Origin of the sequence: Pauljensenia sp. UMB3104, from assembly GCF_030217285.1 — a bacterium.
Taxonomy (GTDB): Bacteria; Actinomycetota; Actinomycetes; order Actinomycetales; family Actinomycetaceae; genus Pauljensenia.
In genome coordinates this window covers 79250-95301 of sequence record NZ_JASONN010000007.1, presented here as the reverse complement: position 1 = coordinate 95301, position 16052 = coordinate 79250, and the positions used below count along the sequence as shown (strand labels likewise).

The following is a 16052-nucleotide window of genomic DNA, read 5'->3' as shown; positions in this document are numbered from 1 at the left end:
CAGGGTGCGGGCCCCGCCCGCGCACGCCGAACGAGTAGCACACCCAAGGAGAAAACCATGTCCGCTGCGACCACGCAGTTCCCCACCGCCACGATCCTGGCGTATCCCCGTATCGGCCGCGGCCGTGAGCTCAAGCGCGCCCTCGAGGCCCGCTGGGCAGGGCGTATCACCGACGCCGAGCTAATCCAGGCCGCCAACGATCTGCGCAAGGAGAACCTCGCGCGCCTCGTAGAGCTCGGCCTGAACCCCTCCGACGCCTCCCTGGCCGACGCGCCCTCCCTGTACGACCACGTCCTGGACGCGACCATCCTCCTGGGTGCCATCCCGCCGCGCTTCGCCGGCCGTGAGGGCCTCGACCTCTACTTCGCGCTCGCCCGCGGCGATGACAAGGTCGGCCCCGAAGAGATGACGAAGTGGTTCGACACGAACTACCACTACCTCGTTCCCGAGATCGGCCCCGATACGCCCCTGCGCTTCGCTGATGACACGATCACCCGTCGCTTCACCGACGCCCGCGAGTGGGGCTACGTGACCCGTCCCGTCCTGGTCGGTCCGGTCACCTACCTGGCCCTGGCCAAGGCCGACCCGGCCACCCCCGACTTCGACCCGCTCACCCGCATCGACGAGGCAGTGGCCGCGTACGAGGAGGCGCTGGCCTCGCTGCACGCGGCGGGCGCCCCGTGGGTCCAGCTCGACGAGCCGGCCCTCACCTCCGACAACCTCTCGCGCAGCCGCGCCGAACTGGGGGAGCTGGCCGCTCGCGTCTACGAGCGCCTGGCCGCCTCGCAGAACCGTCCGCAGATCCTGCTCACCACCCCCTACGGCGACGCCTCCCACGCGGTGGCTGCCCTGGCCAAGACGGGCGTCGAGGCCCTCCACGTCGACACGCTGCGCGGCTCGCTGCCGAAGGACGCGGACCTGTCGGGCGTCACCCTCGTCGTCGGCGCCGTCGACGGCCGCTACATCTGGCGCGCCGACCTGGCCCAGCTGCGCGAGACCCTGAAGGCCGCACAGGCCCTGGGAGCCACGCGCGTCACCGTCGCCACCTCCAACTCGCTCCAGCACGTGCCCCACGACACCGCGCTGGAGACCTGGGACGACGAGACCCTCAACGCAAACCTGCATGCTTGGCTCGCCTTCGCCGACCAGAAGGTTCTCGAGGTCGTTACTCTGGCTCGCGGCCTCGACGAAGGATGGGACGCCATTGACGCCGAGGTCGCCGAAGCCACCCGCGTCCTCGAGCAGCGCGCCGCCGCCCCCGGCGTCGTGCGCCCCGAGGTCCGTGCCCGCACGGCCGCTCTGACCGACGCCGATCGCGCCCGCGAGCCCTACCTCGAGCGCGAGGCCGCCCAGACCGAGCGTCTCCACCTGCCCCCGCTGCCCACGACGACCATCGGATCGTTCCCGCAGACCACCGAGATTCGCAAGGCCCGTGCGGCCAACGCCCGCGGCGAACTCTCCGACGCGGACTACGAGGCTCGCATGCGCGAGGAGATCGCTTCGGTCATCGCTCTCCAGGAGGAGCTGGGTCTGGACGTCCTCGTCCACGGCGAGGCCGAGCGCAACGACATGGTCCAGTACTTCGCCGAGCTGCTCGACGGCTTCGCGGCCACCCGCAACGGCTGGGTGCAGTCCTACGGTTCGCGCTGCACGCGCCCGTCGATCCTGTGGGGCGACGTCTCGCGTCCCGCGCCCATGACCGTGGGGTGGACCAGCTACGCTCAGTCGCTCACCGACAAGCCCGTCAAGGGCATGCTCACCGGTCCCGTCACGATCATCGCGTGGTCCTTCCCCCGCAACGACCTGCCGCTCGGCGAGATCGCCGACCAGATCGGCCTGGCCCTGCGCGACGAGGTCTCCGATCTCGAGGCAGCCGGCATCGCCGCCATCCAGGTCGACGAGCCCGCCCTGCGTGAGCTCCTGCCCCTGGACGCCGACCGACACGCCGACTACCTGAACTGGTCCGTGGGATCCTTCCGCCTGGCCACCTCCTCGGTACGACCCGACACCCAGATCCACACGCACCTGTGCTACTCCGAGTTCGGCCAGATCATCGACGCCATCAAGGGCCTGGACGCCGACGTGACGTCTATCGAGGCCGCGCGCTCCAAGATGGAGGTCGTCCCCGAGCTCGCCGAGGCCGGATTCGACCACGGCATCGGCCCCGGCGTGTGGGACATCCACGCCCCCCGCGTCCCCAGCACCGAGGAGCTCGCCGAGCTCATCGGCCTGGCCGCCGACGCCGTGCCGGTCTCGCGCCTGTGGGTCAACCCCGACTGCGGCCTCAAGACCCGCGGCTACGAGGAAACGAAGGCGTCGCTGGACAACCTTGTCTCTGCTACTCGGCAAGTGCGTGCCCAGCGCGGCCTGGAGGGCTGAGCGTTCTCCTAGGCGATAGGTGAGGGGCGGGCCCAACGGGCCCGCCCCTTTCCGTCTGTCCCGTGAACACCTGCTGTTACACAATCTCATTCTGTGAACATCATGTTGCCCGGAGTGAATACGTCCGACAAACTAGAGGCATGACGACCTTCGCGAACCCCATGTGCTGCCCCTGCGGTGGCATGATGTCGCGAATGTGTATGTGATTGACGCCCCAGATACCCCTGTCAATCACCGCCGCAGTGATATACCCACGCCGATAGTGGGAGTGCGGCCCCGAAGAATCGGATACACTCATGACCCTCGTCAACACCCCTGCCGCCTCCGTCCGCGCTGACAACGACACCCCCACCTCCTACGAGGAATTCCTCGACGTTCTCGCCGGCCTGCGACTGAGCTCCTCCCGCATCGACATTGACATCGACCGCGGACAGGTCACCCTCGACGGACGCGACGCCGGCCTGTCCGCCAAGGAACACGACCTCCTGGCCCACCTCGCCGCCAACGCCGACCGCTCCGTCACCCGCGACGAACTCTTCGCCTCCGTCTGGGCAGATGCCGACCTCGGCTCCGACTCCCGCACCGTCGACGCCCACATCCGCCGCTTGCGCAAGAAGCTCTCCATCCTGCCCGACCTCATTTCCACGGTCCGCGGCGAAGGTTACCGCTTCAACTCCACACCCTCGGTGCGCGTGCGCGTCACCCGCCCCGTCACCCTCGCCGCCTGATTTCCCATCACCAACGGACCCCGCAGTCACCACGCGGCGCGCCACCGCGCGCATGTACGCAGCGGCCACCCAGGCGGCTCCCAAGCCAGCCACGCGCCCAGGGACAGACAAAAGGGGAGAGGGGCCACGGCCTCGTCCCCGAAACCGCGCCCCTCTCCGACGCTATGCGTGACGCGCTCAGATCACGAGTCGCGTGATCTCCGAATCCAGCGGTAGCTCCTCGACATGCAGGGGAGAGGCCTCCATGCGGTGTCGAAGCCCGTCGATGTCATCCGGGTTCGACAAGTCAATGCCCACCAGCGCGGGGCCGAGCTCGCGGTTGTTCTTCTTCGTGTACTCGAAGTGCACGATATCGTCCGCGGGACCCAGGACATCCGAGAGGAAGACACGCAGCATGCCCGGCTGCTGCGGGAAGGTCACGAGGAAGTAATGACGCAGACCCTCGTGGCGCAGCGAACGCTCCATGACCTCGGCGTAGCGCGTCAGGTCGTTGTTACCGCCCGACACGACGCAGACAATCGCGCCGTCGGAGCGGCCGAGCAGGGCCTTGCGATCCGCGGGATCCGTCAGGTACACGTGCGCGGCCGTGGACGCGAGAGCGCCAGCAGGCTCGGCGATAACGCCGTCGGACTGGTAGAGCTCCAGCATCTCCGTGCACACTGCGCCCTCGGGTACGACTAGCACGGAGTCAACGAACTGTGACGCGATGTGGAAGGGGAGCGAGCCCGCGCGGCCCACCGCCGTGCCGTCCACGAAAGGATCGACCTTCGCCAGGGACATCGGCTGCCCCGCCTCGAGGGCCGCGTGCATCGACGCTGCCCCCGCAGGCTCCACGCCGATGATCTTCACCTCTGGGCGGTTCGCGCGCAGCCACGTCGCGATACCCGCGATGAGGCCGCCGCCGCCCACAGGAACGAGCACCGCCGCCGTGTCCTCGGGCATCTGCTCCTCGAGCTCGACGCCGATCGTGCCCTGACCTGCGATCGTGAACGGATCGTCGTAAGGATGGACGTAGGTGCGGCCCGTCGCGCGAGCGGCCTCCTGAGCCAGGGCATTGGCACGGTCGAACGTGCCATCCACGATGACCTGCTCGACCCACTGCCCACCAATCGTCGCGATACGGCGGCGCTTCTGGCGGGGAGTATTCGACGGCAGGTAGATGGTGCCGCGCACGCCCAGGTGAGCGCAGGCATAGGCCAGACCCTGCGCGTGGTTGCCCGCCGACGCGCACACGACGCCGCGCTCGCGCTCGGCGGGGGACAGCAGCGACATCCGCGCGTACGCACCGCGCACCTTGAAGGAACGGCACTTCTGCTGGTCCTCACGCTTGAGCAAAATATCGACGCCGGCCTCGGTAGACAGGCGCTCCGAACGATCCAGGTTCGTGCGGACGGCCACCCCCTCCAGGGCGGTCGCAGCCTGACGGATGTCCTTCGGTGTCGTCACGTGAGAACTAGCGGTCATGAGAACTCCTTCCAATACCCTCCTAGTGTAGTAGTGGCCACCGTGAGTGCGACCCACCCAACCGTATGACCCAGAGCGCACTACCATAGAAGGCGTGAAAACTCTGAAAGACCCCTTGGTCTGGATTGACTGCGAAATGACCGGCCTGGACGTCCAGCGTGACGCCCTCATCGAGGTGGCGGTCGTCATCACCGACGGCGACCTCACGATTGTCGACCCCGGCATGGACGTGCTCATCACGCCGCCCGCCGAAGCCCTCGACAACATGAACGACTTCGTGCGCAACATGCACACGTCCTCCGGGCTGCTCGATGACCTGAAGACGAGCGCCGTGTCGATGGAGGAGGCGACCGAGCAAGTCCTGTCCTACATCAAGCGCTTCGTGCCCCAGCAGGGGAAGGCTCTCCTGGCGGGTAACTCGGTGGGCACCGACAAGATGTTCCTCGAAGCCAACATGCCCTCCGTTATCGACCACCTGCACTACCGCCTGGTGGACGTGTCCTCCATCAAGGAACTGGCCAAGCGTTGGTACCGTGCCGCTTTCGCGGAGTCGCCCAACAAGCATGGCGGCCACCGCGCGCTGGCGGACATCCTGGAGTCCATCCAGGAGCTCGAGTACTATCGCCGCGTGCTGTTCCCGGCCGAGCCGGTGACGACTGAGCGTGCCCGCGAGGTGGCGCGCGAGGTCGTTGCCCTGGGCATCCCCTCCATGGGCGAGGGCACCGAGGCCTGATCTGAACGCTGAGCGGCGGTATCCCTGCTGGGTGCCGCCGCTTTGCTATGTCTGGCGTGCCCGCCGTGAGAAGCGCTGTGCACAGGGACTATCGGGATATTCCGGTTATCCACAGGGCCGCAAGTGGCACGTGCGTTATCCACAGGGGGAGTGCGAGCGCTTGAAAGGACATGCCTCGCGGGGCTTTCCTGGACGTATCCGGCCAGCGCCGGCCAGACCAGACAAAGGATGCAACGATGCAGGATATTTCGACGACCCTGAGGGGCCGCATCGGGTCAGAACCCTCGATGAAGCACGTCAAGGGTGACATCTGCGTGACGACCTTCCGGCTCGCGATCACGCGATGGCGCTTCACGACGGATGCGCGCACAGGCAACGCTTCCTACGTGGAGGACGGTGCCTACTGGTACACCGTGGAAACCTGGGACACGCTCGCCTCTAACGTGTTCCGCAGCTGCCGTAAGGGCGATCCCGTTGTCGTGGTTGCCCGGCCCGTTCCCAACGGGTGGGTCGACGGGGCGGGACAGATCAGATCATCGATCGTCTACCGGGCCTCCTCGGTCGGCCATGACCTGGCGCGGGGAACCTCCCAGTTCAGAAAGAATGGATCGCATTCGACCGACGAAGCCGCGGGAGGTACGGAGGGCGATCCCTATTCGACGAGGTCTGGGCCGGGTTCTGCGGTGATGCCGCAGGGGTCGGGATCGGAGCCCGAGCTCACGAACGAGACGCACACGAACGCGGTTGCTCGGGACGGAGGGACGGATAGTGTGCCTGATGAAGCAGGCACACAGCACGAAGAGTTGGCGCTTCACGCTCCGATTGCTGGGGCGGGAGGCGACCTGACGCCTGTGGCTGCACCGGAGGGAGACGTTGGGTCCGAGGATGAACCCTCGGACCCGGGCACAAACGCTGTCTCGTGCTTTGACTATTCGGCGGTGGACCACGGCGGTATCGATGCGACGAAAAACGCGTCGTTCGATCCTCTTGACGCTGATGCAGTCGAACCGTCCGACGCCGCCTAGGCGGGCGCGTCCACGATCGCGACCTGCGCGATGGCGTACGTCCCGTCGTGGCTGATGGAGACGAGCACGCTCCATGAGGAAGGAACCCCGAACGATTCCTCGCAGGCAGCCGCGACTTGGCCGTGCAGCGCGAGAGCGGGACGGCTCCACTCGTCGTGGATCACCTCAATCTCGCGCCAGTCCACGTCGTCGGCTCCAATGCGGGGTGGAGTACCGAAGAGGGCACACGACCAGGCCTTCACGAAGGCCTCCTTTGCGGCCCACAGGCCGCCCGCGTGACGGGCCACGGCCTCGTCATAGCGGGCGGAACCGGGCTGAGCGCCGGACGTGGCGGCTGCGCGGGCGCGGACCCGGCGGGCCTCCCTGGGCGTCAGAACGCCGTCTAGGAAGGCCGACCCCGGCTCCCTCACCTGAGCGGCAAACTCAGGGAGGGAGACCAGGTCAACGCCGAGCCCGCGCATCGCTCACTTGCTTTCCGGCAGGTGGTAGAAGCCGTCCTCGCCGAGGCGTGCATTCGGATCCAGCAGGATCGCGGCCTCGACCTCGTGCGCGTCTCCCGCAGCGCCCGCAGCCGGATCGTCGGGCAGACGGCGACCCTCCACCGAGGTGAACAGCGGGGCGTGGCCCAGCATGCCCATCTCGATGTGACGCTGGCCGTTGCGCAGTCGGCGATCCGATGCTGCGCGCCACGCCTCGAGACGCTCGCGTCCGGCCTCGCGCTCCACGATGGCCTCGAAGGCGGCCGGGTTAACCAGTGCCAGGAAGCCGGAGACGTGACCGAAGCCAAGCGAGGTCGCGAACGCCGCACGCACCGGTCCGCGAGAGGACAGGTTGAGCGGGGAACGCAGCCACACGAGCGGGCTGTACTGCTCCATCGCGTCGTCGACGCAATCCAGCGCGACGTTCGCGGGGATCAGACCCGTGCGGAACACATCGATGATGCCGCCCACCTGGAACACGCAGGCGCCGCCCTTCGCGTGACCCGTGAGGGTCTTCTGCGAGATGACGAGCAGCGGGTTGCCGGGGGTGCGGCCCAGCGCCATGCCGACGCGGGTGTGCAGATCCGACTCGTTGGGATCGTTGGCGTTCGTGGACGTGTCGTGCTTGGACACGAAGGCCACGTCGTCGATACCCACGCCGAGCTCAGCGAGGTTGCGGGCGATGACCGAGTCACGTCCGCCGCGTGCCACCGCGAGGGCACCCAGTCCGGGCGCCGGAATCGAGGTGTGGGCGCCGTCGCTGAAGGTCTGTGCGTGTCCCACGACTGCCAGGACCGGCAGGTTCATGTCGAGCGCCACCGACGCGCGGGTCAGCAGCACGGTGCCGCCACCCTGCGCCTCGACGAAGCCACCGCGGCGGCGGTCGTTGGCGCGCGAGACGAAGCGCGAGGAAATGCCGCGAGCGAGCAGCTCGTTCGAGTTCGCCGTCGCGTTCATCGCGCCGAAGCCCACGATCGACTCGACCTGGATGTCGTCGATCGCGCCGGCCACGACGAAGTCAGCCTTGCCAGCCTTGATCTTGTCGACGCCCTCCTCGATGGACACCGCGGCGGTCGCGCAGGCGCCGACCGGGTTGATCATCGAGCCGTAGCCGCCCACGTAGGACTGCATCGTGTGTGCAGCCACGACGTTGGGCAGGGTCTCCTGCAGGATGTCCTGCGGGTATTCCTCGCCCAGGAAGCGGTCAACGAACAGCTTGTGCATCGAACGCATGCCACCGAAGCCGGTGCCCTGCGTGGAAGCAACGGTCGCCGGGTGGACGACGCGCAGCAGTTCGGCGGGGCTGAAGCCAGCGGACACGAACGCGTCGACGGCGGAGACCAGGTTCCACACGGCGATCGGGTCGATCGAGTCCAGCATCGAGGCCGGGATACCCCAGCGAGCCGGATCGAAGTCGGTGGGGAACAGGCCACCGATGCGGCGGTTGAGGGTCGCGCGACGAGGCACGCGCACCTGTGCGCCGGACTTGCGGGTCACCTGCCACTCACCGAACGCGGTCTGCTCGACCACGGTGAACTGCGGGTCGGCCTCGGCGTAGGAGCGGGCCTCGGCCTCATCCTCCACGGTGAACGTGATGTCGCGGTCCAGGAAGACCATCGCCGACTCGGGCGTGTAGCCGTCGTGCAGCGGTCCGTCGTCGTGGAAGAAGCGCACGCCGGAGCGGGCCACGACCTCGTCGCGGTAGCGATCGAAGATCTCCGACTCGGGGACGAGCTGGTCGTCCTTGTCGTACCAGCCGCCCACGGGGGTGTCCGACCAGGTCAGCAGGCCGGTCATCCAGGCCAGCTCGAGCACGCCCGCAGGGGTGAGCTCGACGGTGCCGTCGGTGTGGATACCGAGCTCGGCCTGCACGCGGGTACGAGCGCTGCCCCACGGGCCGACCTCGCCGTGACCGACGATGACGACCGTGTCGGCCAGCGACGCCGTGGTGTGACCCCACTGCGACGGCTCGACGTGCGGCACGGTGACCTGCGAAGGCGAGGGCAGCGCGGAGACGGTCGCGACCGGCTCAGATGCGGGTGCCTCGGGAGCGGCGGCCTCGGCCTGGGCGCGCAGGGCGCGCAGGTCGATGGAGGAGTCCAGGCCGCCGGTCAGGTCGGCGTCCACCGGGGCGTTGGCGGCCTGGGCGCGAACCTCGGCGCTCGAGAGCGCGAGCAGCTGCTCGGCCATTTCCTCGGTCGACCAGGTACGAACGCCCGCAGCCTCGACGGCGGCGACCATCGGGTCGTTGCCGCCCATGAGGCCGGTGCCACGCACCCAACCGATACGCGGGTGAGCAATCGACACGCGCGAACCCCAGATCGGCTCGGCTGCCCAGCGGGTCGCGATCGCGTCGAAGGAAGCCTTCGCCTCGGCGTACGCGCCGTCGCCGCCGAAGATGCCGCGGTTCGGAGAACCGGGCAGCACGACGTGCAGGCGGTGGTCGGCGTGCGTGTCGGAGCCGATCGCGCACAGGCCGGCGATGGAGCGCTCGACGCTCCACAGCAGCAGGCGCATCTGGTTCTCGGAGGCAGCGCCCGCGTCGGCCAGCGTGCCGGAGACGCGCGGAGCGGCGAAGGGGTAGAACAGTGTCGGGACCAGGGCTTCCTTGGTCACCTTGATGTCGGCGCCCACGGACTTGGTCTGCTCGGTACCGATCCACTCCACGAGCGCATCCACGTCGCGGTAGGAGGCCAGGTTCGCGGGAACCAGCCACAGCTTCGCGCCGCCGGCGGCGTGCGTGCGGTAGAGCTCCTTGGCGAAGGCCAGGCGCGCAGCGGAGATCGACGAGGAGGTCGCGATGACGGTGGCGCCCCCGGCAAGTAGGCCACCCACGACCGCGCCGCCGATGGACGCGGGGGTCATGCCGGTGACCACCGCGACGTCGTTCGCGTAGGGCAGCTCGTCCGAGGAGGAGAGCGCGTCGGCCGCGATCTGTTCCAGGCGAGCCGCGCGCTCGTGATCGCCCTCGGCGCGCAGGCGGTTCGCCCAGTACGAGGCCTGATCAGCCACGGCGCGGCCGGTGCCCACGAAGGACGCGCCCTCGGCGAGGGTGCCTTCGGTGACAAAGCGGGCGACGTCCTCACGAGCGGATGCCCAACGGTCGTCCAGCAGGACGGCGCGCGCGGCGTCGAAGCGAGGCTCAACGAGGTCGACCCAGCCCGAACCGAGCTCGGCCGCAACTGCGTCGATGACGCGCGCGTCATCGGAGGAATCCTCGCCGGTGGGGGCAGGAGCGTTTAGGCCCAGCTCGGACAGGATCGTGCGAGCGGTCTTGGCCAGGACGCCGTCCTCACCGGTCACAGACGCGGCGTAGGCGTCGAGAGCGGCGGAGTCGACGACACCGCCACCGGCGGAACCGCCTGCGCTGGGCAGGGACACGGCAATACCTTCGCGGGCCGCGACGGCAGCCACGGCAGCATCGATGAGGGCATCGACGCCGGCGGCGTTCGTCGGAGCATCCAGCGGCAGGGTCGCCAGGTCACCGTCGCGGGTCGAGACGCCCTCACGGGTGCCCAGGACGATTTCGGCGGTCACATGCTGGGCCCAACCGGTGCCCAGCTGCCACGTTCCGGTGACACGCTCCGTGATACGGCCCGCCTTGACGCCAGCGGCACCGAACAGCTTGCGCGTGCGCTCCTTGACGGCTTCGGCCAGAACCGGGCCGAAGGGCTTGTAACCCTTGGCAGCCTTGTCGACCGTCGCAGACAGCGTGGCCACATCGGCCTCGCCGGCGCCGTCGATCGAGTTCAGGCCCAGCTCGGAGGACATGTCCATGAGCAGCTGGTTGCGACGCGAGGAGACGCCGTTGGTGAGCGACTCGGTCGTGTCGGTGGCGCCGATCTCGTCGATGCGGATCTTCGCGGAGAGCGCCAGCAGGGCGTGAATCGCAGAGGACGCCGTGAAGGGCAAATCTGCGACGTCGGCACCCGAGGGGCCGCCGGTCGGAGCGGCGGGGGCGGGGGCCGGAGCAGCCTCGGCCACGGCGGCGGCCGGAGCGGGCGAGGGAGCGGCCTCGGCGGCGGGAGCCTCCGGGGTGATCTCCTCGTCCTCATCGTCCTCGATCACGGCGACATCGGTCGCGTAGACGCGAGACTCGTCGCGCTGGACGTTGAAGACATCCACGCGCGAGAGCGCGAACTCGGGGGCGAGCAGGGTGCGGGATGCCAGGTTAGCCAGGGTCGGGGCGGCACCCAGGCCGACCTCGATAACCTGATCGACGCCCAGGCCAGCAACGCCGGGGGCGGCTTCTTCGGTCGAGAGCAGCACGCGCTGTGTCTCGATCCAGCGCACCGGGGAGGCGAACTGCCAGCACAGCAGCTCGATGAGCAGTGTGCGGGTCAGGACACCCGGGTTGGCCAGAGCCGCGTCCCACGCGCCTTCCGTCTCGAGCAGGTTGCGCACCGTGTCGGAGGGAACCACGTCGAGGATGGACTGGGCGAACTCGCGGGTCAGCTCGAAGGGACGCGCCACCAGGTTCGGGATGTAGCGGCCCACGAGCTTAGCGGGATCAATCTCGGCAGGGATGCGTTCGTCGAGCTTCGTACGGAAGTCCGCCACACCGCTGCGCAGGACGGTGGAGTGGAAGGGCACGTCGATGCCGGGAACGTACATGAAGGGACGCTTGCCGCCGCGCTCGGCGGCGCGCTTGGTGGCGTCTTCCTCGAGGGCCTTCAGGCCCGCGACCGTGCCGGCGACCGCGTACTGCTGGTCAGCCAGGTTGAAGTTCACGATCTGGAGGAACTCACCCGAGGCCTGAGCGATCGAGTCGACGTACTCCACGACGTGCGCATCATCGACGCCGAACTGGTTCGGACGCAGGGCGCCCATACGGTAGTTCGAACGGCCGTTCTCATCGCGGGGCACGAGCGAGTGCATCGTGGAACCGCGCTGGAAGACCAGGTCGAGGACGGTTTCGAGGGGGAACACTTCCGCGTAGGCTGCCAACGCGTCGTACTCGCCCAGCGAGTGACCCGCGAAGGCAGCGCCCGGAACCAGGACACCCTCTTCGCGCATGCGGGCCGTCTGGCCGATCGCCAGCGTCGCGAGCGCAACCTGGGTGAACTGGGTGAGGTTCAGAACGCCCTCGGGGTGACGGTAGGTCACGCCGCGCGCCACGATCTCGGTCGGGTTATCGCGCACGATCGACAGGATGGAGAAGCCCATCGCCGAGCGGGTGTGCGCATCCGCGCGGCGCCAGACCTCGTCGACCGCCTTGGACTTGGTGCGCTCGTCGAGGCCCATGCCGGCGCTCTGGATGCCCTGGCCGGGGTAAACGTAGGCGACCTTCGGGGCGAAGGTGTAGGCGGAGGCGCGAGACACGACCTGCTTGTTGATACGGCAGGTGACCTCGAGGGACAGGCCGCCGCCGACGACGCGACCCACGCGCTCGACGGTGATCTCAACCTCGTCGTTCAGGTCGACGGTGCCGTACATGTAGTACGTCCAGCCGGCGATCTGAGCGCCGCCCTGACCGGCGACGACAGCCTCGGCCGCGTGCTGAGCGGTGGCCGACAGCCACATGCCGTGCACGAGGGGCGCGTCCATGCCTGCGACCTTGGCGGCCGCGTAGGAGGTGTGGATCGGGTTGTAGTCACCCGACACGATCGCAAACGGCGTCATGTCGTCGGGGGCCTTGACGCTCACGCGACGCAGGACCGAGCGGGGCGTGTCCACGACCTCGATGGTCGCGCCACCGAAGGGCGCGGCCTCGGAGGGCGCGCGGTTGCCGGTGGCGCGGCCACGGATCGCGAAGCGCTCCTGCGTGGAACCCACGTGCTCACCGTTGGCGGTCAGCTCGAGGGCGACCGTGACGATGCGACCGGAGGAGGACTCGTCGACGGCGGCCACGTGGCTGGTCACGTCGATCGTGGTGATACCGCGCTGAAGCATCTGCTCGGGCGTGTATTCCAGGGTGATCGAGTGATCGAGGTGGACGGCGTTGAGCAGGCCCTCAATGACCGGGTAGTCGTTGTGGATGGCCGAACCAAGGGCTGCGTAGATCGCGGGCCAGGCGGGACCGAGCAGGGCGTCGGGAGCCCAGGCCGCCAACTCGTAGTCGGCGGGCAGGGCAGCGCCCGTGGCCTCGGCGTGATCGAAGCCCAGGGTGGGGGCCAGCGTGAAGGAGTAGTGGGCCTCGCCGAAGACCGACTTGGAGGAGGGCACCATGACCGGCAGAGCGTCCACGGTGTCACCGGCGACGGACACGGAGGTCACGCCAGCGGTGGCCGCGAGCATCGCGTACATGTGCTGGGGCAGCTTGGCCTCATCGATGACGGGGACCGCGCCGTCTTCGCCGGACAGAACCAGCGGGAAGACCAGCTCGCGCACCGCGTGCTTCTCGGCGCCGCGCGGATCGTTGTCCCACGCCGTGTCCAGGTGGATGACCATGTCCACTCCGGTGTCGGTCGGGTTCAGGGAGACGCGCTCCTCGTCGAGGATGGAGGCCGGGTTGGTCATGAGGTGGCCGGTCCACGAGATGAAGGGGACCTTACGCAGCCATTCCTCGCGGGTAGCGGCGGGCTTGCCGTTGCCCAGGCGTGAAGCGACGGGCGTCGCGACCACGCCGGAATCGGCCAGACGCGAAGCCGCGGCGGCCTCTAAGCGGCCCAGCAGGGAAGCGACGGGCTCGTCGACGCGGTCGATGCCGGCCACGGAGACGGGACCGGGGATGATGCGGACCTGGTCGGCGGTGTAGCGCTCGTCCTGCGCCTGCCACAGGCAGTCCTGGCCCCACCAACGGATGAGGTCGTCGTCCAGGATCGGGACGAAGGGCATCGGCTTGGGGTAGGAGCGGCACAGGGCCGGGAACCAAGCGGCGTCGATGGGGGTGACGTGCGTGGTCGCGGCGTTCGGGTAGGCGGCCATCAGGCGGTCGGCGGCGGCGTGCGCGTCGGCGACATCCTCGACGGTCGGGAAGAGGGTCTCCACCTCGCCGTGGTCCACCGGTGCCAGACGAGCCTCGACGCGCTGGAGCAGGTCGTGGTAGCGGATCTGCCAGGTGGGATCGACCCACGGGTAGGACAGGTCGGCGAAGCGGCGTACCCAGGCCTCGTAGGTCATTTCTTCGAGGTCACCGAAGTAGGGCTTGGCCGTGTGGGAGAGGATCTCGACGATCTCGTCCTTGCGGGCGCGCACCTGGGCGCCGTCGGAGCCGATCTCGGCGATGATGCGAGCGGCAGCGGCGGCTGCGTTGGAGACCTCGTGCATGTCGGCGCGCAGGTGGGACAGGCCTGACGTCATGCCGCCGCGGGTCACGCCCTCGCCGACCCAGCCGCCGAGCTCGTCGTTGTCGGGCACGCCCGGCGTGGCGACGAGGAGTTCCTTGACGGCCTTGGTGGTGTGTGCTTCCTTCGTGGTCATCGCGGCGGTACCCACGAGGACGCCGTCGACGGGCATGGGCGGGCGGCCGTAGCGGGCCGACCATTCGCCGGTGAGGAAGTCAGCGGCGCGCTCGGGGGTGCCGATGCCGCCACCCACGGTCAGGACGATGTTGGACTGGGCGCGCAGCTGGGCGTAGGTGGCCAGCAGCAGGTCGGAGAGGTCCTCCCAGGAGTGGTGGCCGCCGGAGTGGCCGTCTTCGACCTGGACGATGACCTTGATCGGGTCGGCCTCGCGGGCGATCGCGATGACCTTGCGGATCTGGTCGACCGTGCCGGGCTTGAAAGCCACGTAGGGGAAGCCGTCAGCGCGCAGCTGCTCGATGAGGGCGAGGGCCTCGTCCTGCTCGGGAATACCCGCGGAGACAACGACGCCGTCAATGGGGGCGCCGGACGCGCGCGAACGCGACACGATGCGGGCCTGGCCGAACTGCAGGTTCCACAGGTAGCGGTCCAGGAACATGGAGTTGAACTCGGCGGTGTGGCCGGGGCGCAGCTGGGCGCGCAGGCCCGCCAGGTTCTCGTTGTAGACCTCTTCGGTGACCTGGCCGCCGCCGGCCATTTCGGCCCAGAAACCGGCGTTCGCGGCAGCGGCGACGATCTCGGGGTCAACGGTCGTGGGGGTCATGCCGGCCAGGAGGACGGGGGAGCGGCCGGTGAGGCGCGAGAAAGCGGTGTCGACGACGGTCTTGCCGTCGGGGAGGGTCACGAGGCCGGGGCGCAGGTGCGACCAGTCGGTGCCGGGCTCGGGGGCCCAGCCGGGGGTCGCGGCCTTGTCGCGGTCGGAGGCGGTTCCGGCGGCGACGACGCCGACGCCGGTGCCTTCGACGAGGGCGCGGGTCATGCGCACGGTCGTGGCGCCGGGGCCCATGTCGACGATCCACGTGGCACCCGATTCGGTGGCAGTGCGGATCTGAGCCGGCCAGTCCACGGGGGTCGTGAGAACAGCGGCGGCGAGGGAGTGGGCGAGCTCGGCGTCAATACCGCACTGGGCGGCCCACTCGTCCACGAGGGCGAGGGCGTCGGCGAGCATGGGGGAGTGGAAGGGCACGTAGACCGGCAGGTATTCGCATACGGGGGTCAGCGGACGACCGCCGCGCTCGTGCGCATCGTGCGCGGCCTTGTCCTTGGCAGCGGCGCGCTCGATGGCGGCGACCAGGGACGCCAGGTCGTTGGGCGCTCCCGAGACGACGTGGGTGTCGGTGTCGTTACGCAGTGCGATCGACAGCGGGTGCGAGGTCGAGGGCAGGGAGGAGATGATGCGCTCGAGGAGTGCGTCGGACACGCCTCGGACGGACACCATGTAGGTCGCATCGCCCGCGTGCGGGGCACGGGCACGACGCGTGATACGGGCAGCAGCCGCGCCGATCAGGCGGGCGAGCGCGAACACGGAAGCGGCGCGGGCCTCGTCCCCGGCGATCCACGCACGCGCAATCTCCACGCCGAGCACGCCCTGCGAGTGTCCCTCAAACGCGGTGGGCTGATTGGCAACGATATTCAGGCCTGCGCGCGTCAGGTCGATGAGTGCACCCAGCTGGGCAGCAACGATACCGGGAACCGACAGAGCGGCCTCGTCCGGGCCAGCAACGTCGCGGGTCACAGCCGCCTCGCCAGCCTCGGCCGGGATGGCGAAGGGCAGGGACGCAACCGACTGGGTGGCCAGCGAACGGCGCACCGGGGAGAGGACCTGGTCCGAGGCCTTGATAACTCCGTCAACGATCGCAGCGATCTCGGGATCATGGGCGATCTCGTCGAGTGCGGATCGCCACGGGGTGGCCTGACCGGCAAAGGTCAGCGCGTAGGGGGTCTCATTCAGGGAGGTCACAAACGACATGTTCTTACTTTCCTTCGGGGACAATTCTTCT

Annotated in this window: 7 protein-coding genes; 4 read left to right on the top strand and 3 right to left on the bottom strand. The window is 68.8% G+C overall.

Features of this window, described 5'->3' with window-relative positions:
* Positions 1-57: 57 nt before the first annotated feature.
* A complete protein-coding gene (gene metE, locus QP415_RS05465) occupies positions 58-2379 on the top strand; it encodes a 5-methyltetrahydropteroyltriglutamate--homocysteine S-methyltransferase (RefSeq protein WP_285099226.1) in 2322 nt (773 codons plus the stop codon).
* Positions 2380-2675: 296 nt separating this feature from the next.
* A complete protein-coding gene (locus QP415_RS05460; RefSeq protein ID WP_016461123.1) occupies positions 2676-3107 on the top strand; it encodes a winged helix-turn-helix domain-containing protein in 432 nt (143 codons plus the stop codon).
* A gap of 177 nt (positions 3108-3284) precedes the next feature.
* On the opposite strand, the gene ilvA is transcribed toward QP415_RS05460, so the two are convergent.
* The gene (ilvA, locus tag QP415_RS05455; RefSeq protein WP_048674552.1) at positions 3285-4571 is read right to left on the bottom strand and encodes a threonine ammonia-lyase IlvA; all 1287 of its coding nucleotides are present in this window, start codon (positions 4569-4571) and stop codon (positions 3285-3287) included.
* Positions 4572-4656: 85 nt separating this feature from the next.
* On the opposite strand from ilvA, the gene orn reads away from it, so the two are divergent.
* A complete protein-coding gene (gene orn, locus QP415_RS05450; RefSeq protein ID WP_285099251.1) occupies positions 4657-5304 on the top strand; it encodes an oligoribonuclease in 648 nt (215 codons plus the stop codon).
* Positions 5305-5540: 236 nt separating this feature from the next.
* Complete coding sequence (locus tag QP415_RS05445; RefSeq protein ID WP_048674549.1) at positions 5541-6329, top strand: single-stranded DNA-binding protein; 789 nt, start codon at positions 5541-5543, stop codon at positions 6327-6329.
* Here QP415_RS05445 and QP415_RS05440 read toward each other — a convergent pair.
* Entirely contained in the window at positions 6326-6790 is a 465-nt protein-coding gene (locus QP415_RS05440; RefSeq protein ID WP_048674546.1) for a holo-ACP synthase, read from the bottom strand. The two genes, QP415_RS05445 and QP415_RS05440, sit on opposite strands and share 4 nt — an antisense overlap.
* 3 nt (positions 6791-6793) lie before the next feature.
* Positions 6794-16021: a type I polyketide synthase gene (locus QP415_RS05435; protein ID WP_285099221.1), complete on the bottom strand. Its 9228-nt coding sequence runs from the start codon at positions 16019-16021 to the stop codon at positions 6794-6796.
* Positions 16022-16052 lie beyond the last annotated feature (31 nt).

What these genes read in the sequence shown, in the direction of transcription:
- metE (WP_285099226.1), top strand. Translation starts at nt 58, where the DNA reads ATGTCCGCTGCGACCACGCAGTTCCCCACCGCCACGATCCTGGCGTAT.
- QP415_RS05460 (WP_016461123.1), top strand. Translation starts at nt 2,676, where the DNA reads ATGACCCTCGTCAACACCCCTGCCGCCTCCGTCCGCGCTGACAACGAC.
- QP415_RS05435 (WP_285099221.1), bottom strand. Translation starts at nt 16,021, where the DNA reads ATGTCGTTTGTGACCTCCCTGAATGAGACCCCCTACGCGCTGACCTTT.
- QP415_RS05440 (WP_048674546.1), bottom strand. Translation starts at nt 6,790, where the DNA reads ATGCGCGGGCTCGGCGTTGACCTGGTCTCCCTCCCTGAGTTTGCCGCT.
- ilvA (WP_048674552.1), bottom strand. Translation starts at nt 4,571, where the DNA reads ATGACCGCTAGTTCTCACGTGACGACACCGAAGGACATCCGTCAGGCT.
- QP415_RS05445 (WP_048674549.1), top strand. Translation starts at nt 5,541, where the DNA reads ATGCAGGATATTTCGACGACCCTGAGGGGCCGCATCGGGTCAGAACCC.